This window comes from Nocardia testacea NBRC 100365 (genome assembly GCF_000308775.1).
In the GTDB taxonomy this organism is placed as follows: Bacteria; Actinomycetota; Actinomycetes; order Mycobacteriales; family Mycobacteriaceae; genus Nocardia; species Nocardia testacea.
Genome location: NZ_BAGJ01000086.1, coordinates 58384 through 77179, shown reverse-complemented (window position 1 = coordinate 77179; position 18796 = coordinate 58384). Strand labels below are relative to the sequence as shown.

Below are 18796 nucleotides of genomic sequence, written 5' to 3'. Positions count from 1 at the left end.
CGGGCGATCACCTGTCGAGAGCTCGATGCACCACCTTCATGTGGGGCTTCTCACCGCGGTCCGGTCGACGAGTGTCGTGTGGTCCGGTGCATCGCGGGGGTCGCGAAGATGTTTCCGCGGGCGGTACCCGTCTTGCCGGGGGTGGCCGGTGGGAGGGGTGGTCCGAGCGGGGCGGCCGGACGGTAGCGTGGGGGCACCGTGGGGCCGATTTTGCGGTCGGGCCAGTGTGCGACATCATCGTTGCCGCAGAGTTGCCATTGACCGACCGGGACACGGAAAGTATTGTGCCACAATCATTCTTCCGTCTCATGGGGAAGAATCACAATCATTGGTCTAGGCCGATAACCTGGCGTTCTGTGGATCCCCGGTTGACCTGGCCGTATTCGGACGCGGCGTCACCTTTCGCCTGGCTGAAAATTCGCCGGGAAATTTATCCTACGAAACGGTCGGTATTTTCTGCGGCTTCACCGATCCAGCCGTTCGTCGATGATTCGGGCGATCTCCTCGACCGCGGCCGGCTCGGTCATGGCGAGGTGGGGCGCATCGATATCGATATTGGTGATCTGCCCGGTGACGACCGGTGCCCATCCCGCCCAGCCGGTGGCGTCGGGACGGCGGTCCACCGTCGCGGTGAAGTACAGCAGATCGCCGTCGAGTACTTGTGGCCGCCAGATACTCGCCGCCCGCATGGACTGGTTGTAGGCGTCGGTCATCCGCTGGATCATGTCGGCGTCGACCGGGAAGCCGGCACCGAGGTGGCGCCTGATCAGGTCGGCCGCTTCCTGCGGGGTCGCGTCCTGGTCCACGAAGTCGATACCCAGTACCGGTCCGAGATTGCTGATCAGTTCTCCGGCGGTGACCGTGACGACCTCGGCGGGATCGATATTGGCGGCTTCGGCGTCCAGCAGTGCCAGCAGGTCGACCTGCTCCCCCGCCGCCCGCATCTCGACGGCGATCGCCTGCGCGATCTGCCCGCCCAGCGACCAGCCGAGCAGATGGTATGGCCCGTGCGGCTGAACGGCCCGGATCTCGGCGAAGTACCGGCGGGCGGTGTCCTCGATCGTGGCCGGTCCGGGGACCTCCCCGCCGATCTGGGGCGCCTGGATGCCGTAGATCGGCCGGCCGGGTGCCAGGTACTCGGCGAACGGGCGGTAGCTCCAGGCCAGGCCCGACGCGGGATGGATGCAGAACAGCGGTGGCAGGTCACCGTCGGCCCGGATCGGCAGCAGCACATCGAAACCGAAGGTGGTGGCCGCGTCGGGCCGGGTGTGCCCGGAGCGCATCCCTGTCTCGATGCGTTTGGCGAGGTCGGCGGGGCTGGGGTCGGACAGGATCCAGCTGACCGGAACGTCGTAGTCGAGTTCCTTCTTCAGTTCGCTGACCACCTGCACCGACCGCAGCGAGTTGCCGCCGAGGGCGTAGAAATCGTCGTCGGCCCCTACGCGTTCCACGCCTAGTACGTGCCCGTAGGCACGGACTACTTCGCTTTCCAGCCAGGACGCCGGTTCCCGGTATTCACCGACCGCGAACTCCGGTTCGGGTAGCCGCGCGCGGTCGAGTTTGCCCGAGGCCGTGTAGGGCACGGTGTCGAGCACCATGACGGTGCCGGGCACCATGTAGCCGGGCAGTTCGGTGGCGGCGTGGGCGAGGACCGCGGCGGTGTCGAGGGCGGCGCCGGTCGTGGGGACGAGGTAGGCGACGAGCTGGTCCCCGGCCGCAGCGGTGTGCACCGCCACGATCGCGCGGGCCACGCTGTCGTGTTCGGCGAGTACCGCTTCGATTTCGCCGAGTTCGATACGCAGTCCGCGCAGTTTCACCTGCGAGTCGGTGCGGCCGAGGTATTCCAGTTCTCCGTTGGGGAGGCGTCGTGCCAGGTCACCGGTGCGGTAGAGCCGTTCGCCCGCGGTGAAGGGGTCGGCGACGAAGCGTTCGGCGGTGAGTCCGGGACGATCTTGGTAGCCGCGGGCGACCTGGTCACCGGCCAGGTAGAGGTCGCCTGCCACTCCGGGCGGTGCGGGTTGCAGCCGGGAGTCCAGGACGTAGGCGCGGACGTTCCAGACCGGCGTGCCCATGGGGACGTTGCCGTGGTCGGCGTCGGTGACCAGGTGTTCGGTGGCGTGCAGGGTGAATTCGGTCGGCCCGTACAGGTTGTGCAGTTCGGTAGCGGGCATCACCCGGCGGGCGGCGGATACGACGTCCTGACCGAATGCCTCACCGCCGACGAGCAGAGCCCTCAGTGAGGTCAGGGCCCCGGCGGGAGCGGTCTCGGCGAACGCCGCGAGCATGGAGGGCACGAAGGAGGTGAGGGTGACCCGGTGGGCGGCGATGGTGTCGGCGAGATAGGCGGGGTCGGTGTGTCCGTACGGTTGCGCGATGATCATCCGCGCGCCGACCACCAGGGTGGCGAACAGTTCCCACACCGAGACGTCGAAGGTGGCGGGAGTCTTCTGCAGGACCACGTCGTTCGGTGTCAGGGAGTGGGCTCCGTTGATCCAGTGCAGTTGGTTGAGCACCGCGCGGTGCGATACCGCTACGCCTTTGGGGCGTCCGGTGGAGCCGGAGGTGAACAGGACGTAGGCGATGTTGTCCGGCCGTAGCGGTGTGAGACGTTCACGGTCGGTGACGGGTCCGTCGTCGAAGCCGGAGAAGTCGAGGCCGTCGAGGGTGGACAGGACGAGGACCGGGTTCGCGGTGTTCAGCATGTAGTCGATGCGTTCGGCGGGGTGGTCGGGGTCGATCGGGACGTAGCCGCCGCCGGCGGCGTGGACCGCGTACATCGCGGTGACCTGGTCCAGTGAGCGTGGCATCCGCAGCGCTACCAGGGTTTCGGGACCGACACCGCGGGTGATCAGCAGCCGGGCGAGCCGGTTGACGCGGGATGCGAACTGCGCGTAGGTGAGCGTCCGGTCGTCCGCGGTGGTCACTGCGGGCAGGTCGGCGTGTCTGCGCGCCGAGGCGGTGAACACCGACGGCAGCGTCTCGTTCCGGGCGAGGTGATAGTCGGTGGTGTTGCACCAGATCAGTTCGGCGTCGCGTTCGGTGGGGTCGAGCAGGTCGACGTCGTGGACGGGCCGGGTGGGGTCGGTGGCCATCGCGTCGAGCATCCGCAGCAGGCGGTCGACGAGTCCGGTGGCGGTCGCTTTGTCGAACAGGTCGGTGGCGTAGGTGATGGCGCCGCTGATCCCGGTCGGTGCGCCGGCGTCGTCGTAGGTGTCGGAGACGGTGACCTGCAGGTCGAACAGGGAGGTGCCGGTGTCTGCTTCGACGGCCGAGACCGACAGGTCCGGGAGTTCGAAATCGGTGGTGGTGAGGTTCTGGAAGGCCAGCATCACCTGGAACAGCGGGTGGTGTGCGGGGGTGCGTACCGGGTTGAGTTCCTGGACGAGTCGTTCGAAGGGGACGTCGGCGTGCCCGAATGCGGTCAGGTCGGTTCCGCGTACGTGTTCGAGCAGCTGGGTGAACGACATGCCCGGGGTGAGCCGGGTGCGCAGGACGAGGGTGTTGACGAACATGCCGACGAGGTCGTCGAGTTCGGGTTCGCCGCGGCCCGCGTACGGGGTGCCGATCGCGAGGTCGTCGGTGTTGGCGAGCCGGGCCAGGGTGGCGGCCAGCGCCGCGTGGAACACCATGAACAAGGTGGTGTTGTGGGCGCGGGCGACCCGTTCGAGTTTCGCGTGGAGTTCGGCGTCGAGTTCGATCGGCACGCCGGCGCCCGCGTAGGTCGGTGCGGGCGGGCGCGGCCGGTCGGTGGGCAGGTCCAGCAGGGCGGGCAGGTCGGCGAGCTGCCCGGTCCAGTAGTCGATCTGGGCGCGCAGCAGCGAATCGGTGTCCTGTTCGGTGCCCAGTACGGTGTGCTGCCAGATCGCGTAGTCGGCGTACTGCACCGACAGCGGCGGCCAGGCGGGGGGTTCGCGGTGGAGCCGGGCCGAGTAGGCGGCCATCATGTCGCGGGCGAGCGGGCCCAGCGATGATCCGTCGCCGGAGATGTGGTGCAGTACCACGGCCAGGATCCACTCGTCGTGGTCGAGTTCGTAGAGCCGTACCCGGAACGGTACTTCGGTGGTGAGGTCGAATACCGCGGAGACGAAGGTGGACAGCCGGTCCACCAGTTCGGATCGGTCGACGGGGGCGACGGCCATGGGTGGTACGGCGTCGGCGGCGGGCAGGATCACCTGCGCGGGTTCGCCGTCGTGGTGGGGGTAGATGGTGCGCAGTACTTCGTGGCGGGTCATGACGTCGTCGACGGCGGCGTGCAGGGCGTCGATGTCGAGCCGGCCGGTGAGCCGGATGACGATCGGGATGCTGTAGGCGGCGGAGTCGGGTTCGAACCGGTTCAGGAACCACATCCGCTGCTGGGCGTAGGACAGCGGGATGTGTTCGGGGCGGGGTTGGGGGGTGAGTGCGATGCGGCCGGTGTCGGCGTGTGATTCGGCGCGTGCGGCGAGTTTCGCGACGGTGGGGGCTTCGAAGATCATCGCGACGGGTACGGAGGCGTCGAGCGCGGCGCCGATGCGGGCGGCGACGCGGGTGGCGACGAGGCTGTTGCCGCCCAGTTCGAAGAAGTCGTCGTCGGCGCCGACGGGTCCGTCGGTGCCGAGCACCTCGGCGTACACCCCGGCAACGATCTCTTCGACCGGTGAGGACGGTGCCCGGAACTGCCGGGCCTGCAAGACCGGCGCCGGCAGGGCTTTGCGGTCGAGTTTGCCGTTCGGTGACAGCGGTATGGCGTCGAGCACCATCACCGCGGCGGGCACCATGTAGGACGGCAGTGCGGCGGCGGTGGCGGTGACGAGTTCTTCGCTGGAGACGGTGGCGCCCGGAGTCGGCACCACATACGACACCAGCAGTACCGGTCCCCCGCCTTCGCGGCGGGGTACGGTCACGGCGAAGGATATGTCCGCGCGGGCGCTGAGGACCGCGTCGATTTCGCCGAGTTCCACCCGGAAGCCGCGAACTTTGATCTGGAAGTCGTTGCGTCCGACGAATTCCAGGTCGTGGTCGGCGTTCCAGCGCACGACGTCGCCGGTGCGGTACATGCGCTGCCCGGGTTCGCCGTAGGGGCAGGCGACGAATCGGGCGGCGCTGGTGGCGGTCCTGTTCAGGTAGCCGCGGGCCAGGCCGGGGCCGGCCAGGTAGAGCTCCGCGGGCACTCCGACGGGTACCGGTCGCAGCCGGGAGTCCAGGACGAGGGCGCGCATTCCGGCGCGGGGGGCACCGATCCGGATCCGGTCGCCGGGGAGCATGTGCGGGGCGGCGGTGGCCACGACCGAGGTTTCGGTCGGCCCGTACAGGACCCGGAATTCGCGGGTGCCGGCGTGGTCGGTGCCGGCCCACCGGTTCACCAGGTCCGAGGGCACTTCCTCACCGCCGGACATGACGACCTGCAGGTCGTCGAGTCCGGTGGGGTCGACGGAGGCGAGCGCCACGGGTGTCACGAAGGCGTGGGTGACGTGGTGGGTGCGCAGGAGGTCGGCGAGTTCGCTGCCGCCGTACATTCCGGCCGGGGCCAGGACGAGGGTTGAGGCGCCGCCGGTGGCGAGCATGATCTCCAGCAGGGAGGCGTCGAAGGACGGGGAGGCGAAGTGCAGTATGCGGGAGGTGTGGCCGGTGCGGTGGGCGGTGTGCTGGCCGGCGAGGAAGTCGGCGATTGCGCGGTGCTCGACGACGACGCCCTTGGGTACGCCGGTGGAGCCGGAGGTGAAGATGATGTAGGCGGAGTCGGTGGCGCGCAGGGGTGCGTGCCGGTCGTCGTCGGTGACGGGGTCGCCGGGCAGGGCGTCGATCCGCGCGGCGACGGTGTCGTCGTCGAGGACGAGCCAGTTCACGGAGTCGGGGAGGTCGGGTCGGGCCGCGGTGACGGTGACCCCGAGTGTGGCGCCGGAGTCGGTCACCATCTGTTCCATGCGGCTCGCCGGGTAGCGGGGATCCACCGGCACGTAGGTGGCGCCGGATTTGACGACGGCCCACCAGGCGATCACGGAGGTGATGGATCGGGTGGCGGCGACGAGTACCGGATGCTCTGGGCCGGCGCCGTGTTCGATGAGGGCGCGTGCCAGCCGGTTCGATCGCAGGTCGAGTTCGGTGTAGGTGAGTGTGGTGTCGCCGGCGATCAGGGCGAGTCCGTCGCCGTTGTCGCGGACGGCGGTGGCGAATGCGTCCGGTAGCAGGGCGGGTGCGCCTTCGAGGCGCGGTCCGACGCGGGAGACGAGGGCGGTGTGTTCGTCGGTGTCGAGCCAGTCGAGGTCGCCGACCGGTGTGGCCGGGTCGGCGGCGACGGCGTCCAGGATCCGGATCAGTCGCTGGGCGAACCCGGTGACCGTCGGTTCGTCGAACAGGTCGCGGGCGAACATCAGCATGCCGGAGATGCCTTGCGGCGCCCCACCTCTGCCGTAGTTGTCGTCGACGACGAGTTGCAGGTCGAACTGGCACATACCGGTGTCGACGTCGGCGCGGGATACGGTGACGTCGGGCAGCACCACGTCGACCGAGGACAGGTTCTGGAAAGCCAGCGCGATCTGGAACAGTGGATGCCGGTCGGCGGAGCGTTCCGGTTTCAGTTCTTCCACGATCCGTTCGAATGGGACGTCGGCGTGTTCGAAGGCCTGCAGGTCGGTTTCTTTCGTGCGGGCCAGCAGGTCGGTGAAGGGTTCGCCGGGGTGTATCGGGGTGCGCAGGACGAGGGTGTTGACGAACATGCCGACGAGGTCGTCGAGTCCGGGTTCGGTGCGGCCGGCGACGGGGGTGCCGATCACCACGTCGTCGCTGCTGCTCAGCCGGCTCAGTACGGTCGCGAGCGCGGCGTGCAGGACCATGAACAGGGATGTTCCGTGCACGCGGGCGAGTTCGGTGAGTTTGCTGTGCAGGTCGGCGTCGATGTCGAGCGGGACGCGGCCGCCGGCGAGGGAGGCGACGGGCGGGCGGGGCCGGTCGGCGGGTAGGTCGATCCGGTCGGGTGCACCGGCCAGTGTGGTGCGCCAGTAGTCCAGTTGCGCCGACATGAGCGAGGCGGGGTCCTGCGCGGAGCCCAGGGTCCGGCGTTGCCACAGTGCGAAGTCGGCGTACTGCACCGGCAGGGGTTCCCACAGCGGCGGGTGCCCGGCGGTGCGGGCGGCGTAGGCGCGCATCACGTCGCGGGCCAGCGGGCCCATGGACTGGCCGTCGCCGGCGATATGGTGCACCACCAGCACCAGCAGGTATTCCGTGGTGTGACCGTCGGTGTCGAGGGCGAACAGTGCGACGCGCATCGGCACCTGCACGGTGACGTCGAAGCCGCGGCGCATGAATTCGGCGACCGCGTCGGGGATCACGGACGGGTCGACGTGGACGGGGTCGAGGGTGATCTCTGGTTCGTCGAGGGTCACCTGTTCGGGTTCGCCGGCGGTCTCGGGGTAGATGGTCCGCAGTACTTCGTGGCGTGCGGCGACGTCGCGCAGGGCGGTGGCGAGGGCTTCGGTGTCCAGATCGCCGGTCAGCCGCAGCATCACCGGGATGTTGTAGGCGGCGGAGTCGGGTTCGAAGCGGTTGAGGAACCACATCCGCTGTTGTGCCAGCGACAGCGGGACGGGGTCGGGGCGCACTCCGGCGGTGAGAGGTATCCGGTCGCCGCCGGTGAGTGTTTCGGCGTGGGCGGCGAGTCCGGCGACGGTGGGTGTTTCGAACATCGACCGCACCGGGACCCGCACGTTCAGGGCGGCTCCGACGCGTGCCACGACCAGTGAGGCGCTGAGCGAATCGCCGCCGAGTTCGAAGAAGTTGTCGTCGGCGCCGACGCGGGCGATGCCGAGTACGTGCTGGAAGGCTTCGGCGACCAGGTTTTCCACCGGTGTGGACGGTGCCCGGTATTCGTGGGTGGCGAACACGGGTTCCGGTAGCCGGTTGCGGTCCAGTTTGCCGTTGGCGGTGAGTGGGAGTTCGTCGAGGACGAGGACCGCGGCGGGCACCATATAGGCGGGCAGGGCTTCGGTGAGGGCGGCGGTCAGGTCGTCGCCGAACACGGTGTGGCCGGCGGCGGGCACCACATAGGACACCAGCAGCGCCGGCCGGTCCTCGGTGGTGCGCGGCACGGTGACCGCGAACGCCACATCGGGGCGTGCGCCGAGTACGGCGTCGATTTCGCCCAGTTCGATCCGGTTGCCGCGGATCTTGACCTGGAAGTCGTTGCGTCCCACGAATTCCAGTTCGTCGGTGTCGGTGCGGCGCACGATATCGCCGGTGCGGTACATGCGGTGGCCGGGCTCGCCGAACGGGCAGGCCACGAAGCGGGCGGCGCTGAGTCCGGCGCGGCCGATGTAGGCGTCGGCCAGGCCGTGCCCGAACAGGTACAGTTCGCCCGCGACCCCGGCCGGTACCGGCCGCAGCCAGGTGTCGAGGACCGTGGCCGACACCGGTCCGATCGGTCCGCCGATGGTGATCGGTTCGCCGGGGGTGAGGGCGGCGTTCGCGGTGGCCCAGATGGTGGTTTCGCTGGGACCGTACAGGTTGACCATGGCGCGGTCGGGTGCCCACCGTTCGACCAGTTCGGGGCCGACGGGTTCACCGGCGCTGGCGAGCACCCGGAGTTCGCCGAGGCCCTCGTGCGGGAGGGTCGCCAGCGCGGAGGGGGTCAGCAGGGCGTGGGTGATGTGTTCGCGCCGGATCAGGGCGGCCAGTTCGGGCCCGCCGTACACGTCCGGGGGCGCGATGACCAGCCGGCCGCCGCAGCCGTGCGACATCAGCAGTTCGAACACCGAGGCGTCGAAATTGGGTGAGGCGACCTGCAGGACGGTCGCGGCGGGCCCGACGCCGAGTATCCGGCGTTGGGCGGCCACCACATCGGCGAGGGCGCGGTGGGCCACCAGGACACCCTTGGGGGTCCCGGTGGACCCGGAGGTGTAGATGACGTACGCGGGATGCGCCGGGTGGATCGGTCCGCCGCGGTCGGCGTCGGTGACCGGCGCGGACAGTGCCGGGTCGCCGCCGTCGGTTTCGGCGTCCACGATCAGCCAGTCGACGTGGTCGGGTAGGCGCGGCCGGGAGGCGGTGTCGGTGATGCCGAGGGTGGCGCCGGAGTCGGACAGCAGGAATTCGAGGCGGTCGGCGGGCAGGTTCGGGTCCATCGGCAGGAACGCGGCGCCCGCTTTCGTGGCGGCCCAGATGGTGACGATCGCGTCGAGGGACCGGGGCAGCGCGGCGGCGACCAGGGTGCCCGGGCGGCCGCCGCGGCGCAGCAGCAGCCGGGCGAGGCGGTTCGCGCGGGCGTCGAGTTGCCGGTAGGTCAGGGCGACCGGGCCGGCGGTGGCCGCGACGGCGTCAGGACGGGCGGCGACAGTGGCGGCGAACAGGTCGCCCAGGGTGCCCGCGGGCAGATACCTGTTGCGCGGTGCCGGCAGGACCGGGTCCCGCTGGTCGGGCAGGGTGAGCGCGCCGAGCCGGGTGGCGGGGTCGTGGGCGATGCGGTGCAGCAGTTCGACGAAGCGGTCGAGGATGGCGCGTGCCTGCGCGGTGTCGAAGGCGTGGTCGAGGAACCGCAGGGTGATGTGCAGGCTCTGCCCGGTCTCGTGCTCGTCCTGGTTGGGTGCGACGACCAGGCTCAACGGGTAGGGGGTGGCGTCGACACCGGTGATCTCGTCCACCTGCAGTCCGGCGGATTCGACGAGTTGCTGCAGGGCCGTGCGGTCCACTGGGAAGGACTGGAAAGCGACCGCGGTGTCGAACAGTTCGGTCGTTCCGGCGCTGCGGTGGATATCGGGGAGCCCGACATAGTGGTGGTCGAGCATGCGGGCGTGCTGGTCTTGCAGATGGGTCAGCAATTCGCGCAGCGAGGAGGCCGGGTCGAGCCGGACGCGGACGGGGACGGTGTTGAGGAACATGCCGAGTGTCTGGTCGACACGCGGTAGTTCGGGTGGTCGTCCGGAGACGGCGGAACCGAAGATCACGTCGGTTTCGCCGGTGAGGGTGCGCAGGTTCAGTGCCCACGCGGCGGCGACGGCCGTGTTGACGGTGACGGCGGCGTCGGCGGCCACGGTGCGCAGGCGCGCGAGGTGCTCGGCCGGCAGTTCGGCGGTGACCTCGGCGGCTGTGGTGCCGGTGGGTCCGGTGTCGCGGGCGACGCGGGTGGGTGAATCCACGTCGGCGTAGGCCTGTGCCCAGGCGGCTTTGGACGCGGTGAGGTCCTGGCGGGTGAGCCAGGTCAGGTAGTCGCGGTAGGAGGGGGCGGCGCCGGCGGCGCCGATGTGTTCGGGTGCGCCGTAGTAGTCGAGCAGTTCTCGCAACAGCAGCGGCATCGACCAGCCGTCCAGGATCACATGGTGGTTGGTGATCAGCAGCCGGGCGGCACCGGATTCGGCGCGGATGAGGGTGAAGCGGATCAGCGGCGGTGCCGACAGGTCGAATCCGGCGGCCGCGTCGGCGGCGGCGATGCGGTCCCATTCGGCGGTGAGGTCGTGGCCGCGGACGGCGAGATCGACTTCCTGGAACCGGACCTCGGCGTGGTCGAGCACGATCTGGCACGGTCCGGCGGCGGTTTCGGTGAACGCGGCCCGCAGGATGTCGTGCCGGTCGACCACCGCCTGCGCGGCGGCCCGGAGGCGTCGGCCGTCGACGCGGCCGGTGAAGCCGATCGCCGTCTGCACGGTGTAGTTGTCCGCGGCATCGGGGTCGAAGGTGGAGTGGAAGTGGATCCCGGATTGCATGGGCGACAGCGGCCACACATCGGCCAGGGTGTCGTAGCGCTGTTCGAGTTGTTCGATATCGGGCCGGGTGAGGGTGACGAGCGGGAAATCCGCCGGCCGGTAGGCGCGGTCCTCGATGCGGTGCGCGGCGCGGGGCAGGTCCGCGGTGGTCGCGGCGTCGGATTCGTGGCGGGCCGTCGCGGCGAGGGCGGCGACGGTTTTGCCCTCGAACACATCGCGCGGGGTGAGGGTCAGCCCGGCCGCGCGGGCCAGCGCCACCAGACGCATGGAGACGATGCTGTCGCCACCGAGGGTGAAGAAGTTGCTGTCGGCGGAGACGGTGTCGAGGTGCAGCACTTCGGTGAACAGTTGCGCCATCACCCGTTCGGCCGGGGTGGACGGTGGCCGGCCGGCCGCGGTTTCGGCGTGGAAGGTGTGTTCGCGCAGCGCGCGGCGGTCGATTTTGCCGACGGGGGTCAGTGGCATCGCGTCGAGTTCGACGATCGCGGCGGGGTTCATGTAGTGGGCGAGCGAACCGGCCAGGTCTTCGTGCAGTGCCGCCACATCCAGGGTCGTACCGGGGGCCGGTACGACATAGGACACCAGCACCGGTTCGCCGGCCGGGCCCTCCTGGGCGACGGTGGCCGCCCGCGCCACGGCCGGGTGCCGGGCCAGGTGGGCGTCGATCTCGCCGGGTTCGATGCGCAGGCCGTGTATTTTGACCTGCTGGTCGACCCGGCCCAGGTATTCCAGTTCGGGGCCGGTGCGGCCGCGCACCCAGCGCACCGAGTCACCGGTGCGGTACAGGCGGTCGCCGTGGGGTGAGCGTGGGTCGGCGACGAACCGGGAGGCGGTGGTGGCCGGCCGGTCGTAGTAGCCGCGGGCCAGCCCGGGCCCGCCGAGATACAGTTCCCCGGCGACCCCGAGCGGTACCGGGCGCAGCCACATATCGAGCACGGCGGCGGTCACGCCGCGGATCGGGCCGCCGATGGTGACCGGTTCGCCGGGGCGCAGCGCCTCGGATGCGGTCGCCCAGATGGTTGTTTCGGTGGGCCCGTAGTGGTTCATGAGCCGGCGTCCGGGCGCCCACCGGTCCACCAGGTCGGCGTCGGTGGCCTCGCCGACGACCGCGATCGTGTTCAGCGCGGGCAGCCCGGCTGGATCCATGGTGCCCAGTACCGAGGGGGTGATGATGGCGTGGGTGACCCGCTGGGCGCGCAACAGTTCTTCGAGGTCGCTGCCGCCGTACACCTCCGGTGGCGCGACCAGCAGGCAGGCGCCGCTGCTGTGGGCCAGCAGCAGTTCGGAAACACAGGCATCGAAGCCCGGTGAGGCGACCTGCAGCACCACCGAATCGGTGGTCGCGGCGAACTCCTCGGCTTGCGCGGCGACCACATCGGCCAGGCCGCGGTGGGCGATGTGCACTGCTTTCGGTTTGCCGGTCGACCCGGAAGTGTAGATGAGGTAGGCGGCGCCGGCGGTGTGCAGGGGTACGGGGGTGACCGGTTCGGCGGCGGGATCGATCGGGTCGGTGATGTCGGTGATCGACCAGTCCACGCCGGCCGGGAGTCGCGGGAGGATCGGGTCGGTGGTGACGCCGAGCGCGCTTCCCGAATCGGCCAGCAGTTCCGCGAGGCGTTCGGGTGGGTTGGCGGGATCGAGGGGGACGAACGCCGCACCGGTGCGGGCCACCGCCCAGATCGCGACGACCAGTTCGGCAGATCTCGGCAGGGCCAGGGCCACGAATGTTTCGGGGGCGGCGCCGCGCTCGGTGAGCCGGTGGGCGAGGGCGTCGGCGCGCTGTTCCAGCTCCCGGTAGGTCAGGGTGGTGTCGCCGGACCGGACGGCGGGCGCCTCCGGGTAGCGGCGCGCGGTGGCAGACAGGATGTCGTGCAGGGTGCGTTCGCCGACCGGGGGCGCGCCGGATACCGAGAACAGTTCCGCGCGTTCGCTGTCGCGGGTCGCGGATACGGCGGCGACCCGGCGGGCGGGGTCGGTGACGAGCTGGGTCAGCAGCAGTTCGAATCGTTCGAGCAGGATGCGGGCGGTGTCGGTGTCGAAGCGGTCGGTGGCGAACCGCAAGGTGACCGTGTAGGTGCTGTTCTCCTCGGTGTCCGAGGCGTCCCGCGACGGCGGGGCCACCTGCAGGCTCAGTGGATACGGGGTGGCGTCCTGGGCGTCGATATCGAGCAGCCGCAGGCCGGCGGTACCGAGATCGCGGGACAGGCCTTCGCGGTCCAGCGGATAGGACTCCAGCACCGTCACCGTGTCGAACATGTCGGCGATGCCGGTGGCGCGTTGTAGTTCCGCCAGTCCGAGGTGCCGGTGCTCCAGCATCGACGCCTGTTCGGATTGGACGCGGGTGAGCAGGTCGGCGACGGTCTCGTGCGGGTCGGTGCGGACCCGCACCGGCAGGGTGTTGATGAACAGTCCGACCATGTATTCGACGCCCGGGATATGCGGTGGCCGGTCGGAGACCGTATTGCCGAATACCACGTCGGAGCGGCCGGTGAGGGCGGTGAGCAGCAGGGCCCACGCGACCTGGATGGCGGTATTGGGGGTGATCCCGTGGGTGCGGCCGAGGTCGAGTACCGCGGCGGTGGTCGCGGCGTCGAGCGCGCGGCCGGTTTCGCCGCTGGGCGCGGTGACCGCGCGGTCGGCGGGTCCGGTGACCCGTGTCGGGCTCTCGATACCGGCGAGCATCCGCTGCCACGCCTGGGTGGCCGCGTCGCGGTCCTGGCCGTGCAGCCACTGCAGGTAGTCCCGGTAGGAGCGGGGCGCGGCGAGGTCGGCCGGTTCGTCACCGGCGGCGTACAGCGTGAGTAGTTCGTGGATCAGCAGCGGCATCGACCAGCCGTCGAGCACGAGGTGATGGTTGGTGACCAGGAGCCGGTATTCGTCGGTGCCGGTGCGCACGAGATGGAACCGCAGCAGTGGTGGACGCGCCGGGTCGAACGGTGCCGTGGCCGCGTCCGCGAGGTCCTGGAAGGCATGATCGCGTGCCTCGCCGCTGGGGATTTCGGTGAGATCGGAGTACTGCCAGTCGGCCCGGGTGTCGCCGAGCACGAGCTGGCGGGGCCCGCCGGCGCTTTCGACGAACGCGGTGCGCAGGCTGTCATGCCGGTCGACGAGTGCCTGGGCGGCCCGCCGCATCCGGTCGGTGTCGACATCCCCGGCGAAGGTGAGCGCCGCCTGCACCGTGTACCCGTCGGTGGTGTCGCGGTCGTAGATGGCGTGGAACAGCAGCCCGGCCTGCAGGGCGGTCAGCGGCCACACATCGGTCAGTGACGGGTAGTCGCGCAGCCAGCCGTCGATTTCGTCCTGCGACACGGTGACCAGCGCGAAATCCGAGGGGGTGAAGCCGCCCGCGGATTCGGAGCGGATATGGCCGGCCAGGGCGCGCAGCGCCCGCACCCACAGGCCGGCGAGTTCGTCGACCTCCGCGGCGTCGAGCACCTGCGCGGCGAACTCCCAGGTCGCGTCCAGTTCGAGACCGTCGGGTCCCGGTTCGGCGATCGCGTTGATATCGAGCAGCGCGGGCAGCGCCATCCGGGGGTCGCTCGTCGCGGTCAGCGAGGTGAACTCACGGGTGGGTGTCCACGCCCCCGAGTGTTCGCGGACACCCACCCGCCCCAGATAGTTGAAACTGATCTGAGGTTCCGGTGAGCTCCCCAGTTCGGTGTTGCCCTGCGGGTCGAGGCAGCGCAGCATGCCGTAGCCGATGCCGTTGTCGGGCACCGCCCGCAGCTGCTCTTTCACCTGCTCCACGGCGCGGCCCGCGGCCGCACCCCCGGCGAACGCCTCCTCGGGGTCGATATCGCGCAGTTCGAGCCGGATCGGGAACCGGGTGGTGAACCAGCCCACCGTGGCGCTGAGATCGGCGCCCGGTACCGCCTGTTCCTCGCGGCCGTGGCCTTCCAGGGAGATCAGTTCCGCGCCGGCGGCCATACCGCGCCGGCGCCGCCATTCGCCCAGGGCCAGCGCCAGTGCCGTCAGCAGCGGGTCGTTGGCGTTGCCGTGGTAGCGGGCCGGGACGGTGGTGAGCACCGCCTCGGTGATATCGGCGGGAATCCGGATCCGGACCCGGCCCGCCGTCGCCACCACGTCGCGTTGCGGGTCCAGGCGGCGTGGTCCGAGTAGCCGGTCGCCCAGTTCGTGGATGCCGCGCCACAGCCCGAGTTCGCTCGCGCGCCGGGCCGGTGCCTGTTCGACCAGGCCGTGGACCCAGCGTCGCACCGAGGTGCTGGGCGCCGGGAACTGTGGTTCGCCGCCCTCGGATATCTGCGCCCATGCCTGCGCGAGCTCGGTGAGCAGGATGCGCCAGGACACCGCGTCGACGGCGAGGTGGTGGATCACCAGCCACAGCAGGTCGGGGCCGGTGGGGTCCTGCAGCCGGACGGCTTGCAGCAGTACTCCGTTGGCGGGGTCCAGCCGGTCGGCGGCCGCCTGCAGGTGGCTGTCGACCTCGGCGGCGTCGCGCCGGGTCAGGGTCACCGCGGTGAGCGCGGTGTCGGCGTCGACGGTCCCGCGGTCGAGGACGTCGACGAACCGGTCCACCGATTCGGCGCCGCGCAGTACCGCGCGCAGCAGGTCGTGCCGGTCCAGCACGGCCTGCAGGGCGCGGACCAGGTCCGCGTGTTCGACGTGGTCCGGCAGTTGCACGAGGGAGGCCTGCGCGAACCGGTCGTAGTGGCCGCGGCCGAGCATGGCGTGCATGATCGGCGACAGCGGCATCGGCCCGACGCCGCCGCCGGGCAGTTCGGCCAGTCGCGGCGCGTCCCCGGCGTCGGTCGCCACCGCGGCCAGCCCGGCGACGGTTTTGGCGTCGAACACGTCCTGGGTGGAGAAGCTCAACCCGGCCGCTTTGGCGCGCGCCACCAGTTGGATCGACAGGATGCTGTCGCCGCCGAGCGCGAAGAAGCTGTCGTCGGCTCCGGCCTGCGCGACCCCGAGGACCTCGGCGAACAGGCCGGCCAGCAGGTTCTCCCGGGGGCCGGCCGGTGCCCGCCCGGCCGGGGCTGTCCCGAAATCGGGTTCGGGTAGCGCTTTACGGTCCAGTTTGCCGAACGCGTTCACCGGCAGACTGTCCAGCGGCAGGATCACCGCGGGAACCATGTGCGGGGGCAGGGATTCGCGGGCGTAGCGCTGCAGTTCGACGGTGTCGATCCGGCGGCCGTGCACGGGAACGACATAGGTGGCGAGTACGGTCGCGTCGGCCTTGTTGCGCACCGGCACGGTGACCGAGAGATCCACGTCGGCGTGTCCGCTGAGCGCGGCGTCGATCTCACCCGGTTCGATCCGGTAGCCGCGGATCTTGACCTGGAAATCGCTGCGGCCCATCAGTTCCAGTGTCATCTCGTCGCCGGCACCGGACCAGCGGGCGAGGTCGCCGGTGCGGTACATCCGCTCCCCCGGGTCGCCGTAGGGGTCGGCGACGAAACGTGCCGCGGTTTCACCGAAACGGTGGCTGTAGCCGCGCGCCAGGCCCGGTCCGGCCAGATACAGTTCGCCGGCGGTGCCCTTGGGGACCGGTTGCAGGGTCCGGTCCAGCACCATGGCGGCGACGCCGCGGATCGGGCCGCCGACGGTGAGATCACGATCGGGGTCTATCGGCGCTCCGGCGGCGGTGATGGTGGTCTCGGTGGGGCCGTATTCGTTGTACATCGACCACGGTCCGGTCCACCGTTCGATGACGTGCGGCGGGCACACGTCACCACCGACCACCACGACACGCAGTTCGGTGAGCGGTTGGGGGTCGACGGTCGCCAGCACGGCGGGGGTCAGGGTCAGGTGGGTGACGCGTTCTTCGGCGAGCAGCCGGGTCAGTGGTTCGCCGCCGATCACGTCCGGCGGCACGATCACCAGTGTGGCGCCGGCGGCGAAGCAGGTGAGGAACTGTTCCTGCGAGGCATCGAAACTGGGTGAGAGCGCGTAGGACACCCGGGCGTCCGCGTCGATGCCGTAGGTGTCGCCGCGGTCGGCGATGAGGTTCGCCAGCCCGGTATGGGTGACCTGCACGCCCTTCGGGAGCCCGGTGGATCCCGACGTGTAGGTGAGATAGGCGAGGTCGGCGGGACGCAGCGGGCGGACCCGGTCGGCGTCGGTGACCGGGCCGGTCGCGGCGGACTCGTATTCCCGCTGGGTGCCGGGGTCGTCGAGGATGAGCGGATGTACCTGCTGCGGTAGCCGTTCGCGGTGTTCCTCGACGGTGATCGCTACGGACGCGCCGCTGTCGGTGACCATGTGCTGGATACGGGCGGGCGGGTACTCCGGATCGATCTGCACGATGGCGGCGCCGGTCTTGGCGACCGCCCATGCCGCGACCACCGATTCCACCGAGCGCCGCAGCAGGATCGCCACCGCGGTCTCCGGCCCGGCCCCGAGGGTGATGAGGTGGCGGGCCAACTGGGAGGACCTGGTGTCGAGTTCGGTGTAGGTCACCGTGCGGCCGGGCGTGCAGATGGCGTTGCCGGGACCGTGGCGGCGGGCGGTGTCGGCCAGGATGTCGGGCAGCAGCCGGGTTCCGGCGCCGTGGGGTCCCCGCACGGGTAGCAGTGCGGCGCGCTCGCGTGCTTCGAGCAACGGTAGCCCGGTGACCGAATTCTCTGTTCCGCCGGCGAGGAACTCGTGCAGGAACATGAGGAATCGGCGGTGGTGCCCGGCGAGTTCGTCGGCGCTGTAGATGTTCGGGTTGCCCTGGAAATCGATATGGGTGCTGTCGCGGCCCGCGCCCGGATAGATGTTGACGAACAGGTCCGCGGTCGGGCCGGAGGTGAGTACGTGCAGCCGGCCGGTGGTCTCCCCGAGCACGATCTCGTTGTCCACCATCATGAGGTTGACGGCCGGACCGAACGAGGCGGCCTCGTCGCGGGCGATCCCCATGTCGTGGAAGATGTCCTCCTGGCGGTAACGCTGCCGGCGCAGTGCGCTGGTCAGTTCGCTCTGGGTGGCGTCGATCAGTTCCCCGACGGTGCGGTCGGTGACCTGCACGCGCAGCGGCACCACATTGGCGACCATGCCGCCCGAACGGCGCAGTACCGCGGAATGCCTGCCCGATACCGGCAGGCTCAGCAGCACTTCGTCGCTTCCGGTCATCCGGGCCAGGTAGGCGGCGAATGCCGCGACGACGATCGGGGTGACGCTGGTGCCGCGTTCGGTGACAACGCTGTCGAGCAGACGTGCGGTGTCCTCCGGCAGCGAGGCGCTCACGAGTTCGGGGTGGATGGTGGGTTTGCTGACCCGTCCGGCGAGACTGACCACGGGTGGGGCGCCGGCGAGGTGTTCGGTCCAGTATTTGCGATCGTTGTCGAATCGTTCCGATCCCCGGTAGGCGAGGTCCTGTTCGATGATCTCGCCCAGGTATTTCGCGGTGGCCGGGGGCGCGTCCTCGCCGTGGACCCACGCGTTGTACAGCTCGGTGATGCGGTGCAGCATCGTCACCGCGGCGAACCCGTCCAGCGCGATATGGTGCGCGCGCTGATACCACAGGTAGTGGTTGTCGCCCACCTGGTACACGATGCATTTCATGAGGTAGTCGCGGAGCAGGTCCAGTGGCGCCGAATAGTCCTCGACCATGAGACGATGCGCGGTCGCGACCGGATCGGCACGGCGGCGCAGGTCCACCACCGAGGCCGGTGATCCGGTGGTCTCGTCGACGTACTGGCACGGTTCGCCGTCGACCTCGATCAGATGGAGGTGCCCGGGTCCGAATTCGCGGTCGGCGGCCTGGCAGGCCTCCAACAGCAGTTCCGGTTGCAGTTCGCCGACGATCTCGACATATTGGGCCACCGAGATCGGAGACGAACCCGCGAGATGCTGGGCGAACCAGATCCCTCGCTGGGCGGCCGACAGCCGGAGGATGTCGCGGTGGGGCGGGCCGGTGAAGGCGACGGCGTCCGGCCGCGCATCCGAACCGTTACCCGACGCCGAGTCTCCTGTTGTCGTGGACGGGCCGATCTCCGATGAGTCCGACCGACCCCGGCCGCTGTCTATATTGCGCTTGGACTGGGTCACCTGTCCTCCATTTTCCCGGCATCGGGGGAAACCGGCCGATAAAGCCGGTTCACTACTCCTGAAATGCGCAGGCGGATTTCATTGGAACAACATTTATGTAGTCGAATCGAGATTTTTGCCCGTCAGCGATGACG

1 protein-coding gene is annotated in these 18796 nt (G+C 69.9%); it reads right to left on the bottom strand.

Features of this window, described 5'->3' with window-relative positions; all coding sequences use genetic code 11:
* Nucleotides 1-464: 464 nt before the first annotated feature.
* Nucleotides 465-18662, bottom strand: a complete 18198-nt coding sequence (locus ON38_RS11065) for a non-ribosomal peptide synthetase (protein ID WP_245563999.1) — start codon at nt 18660-18662, stop codon at nt 465-467.
* Between the last annotated feature and the right edge of the window lie 134 nt (nt 18663-18796).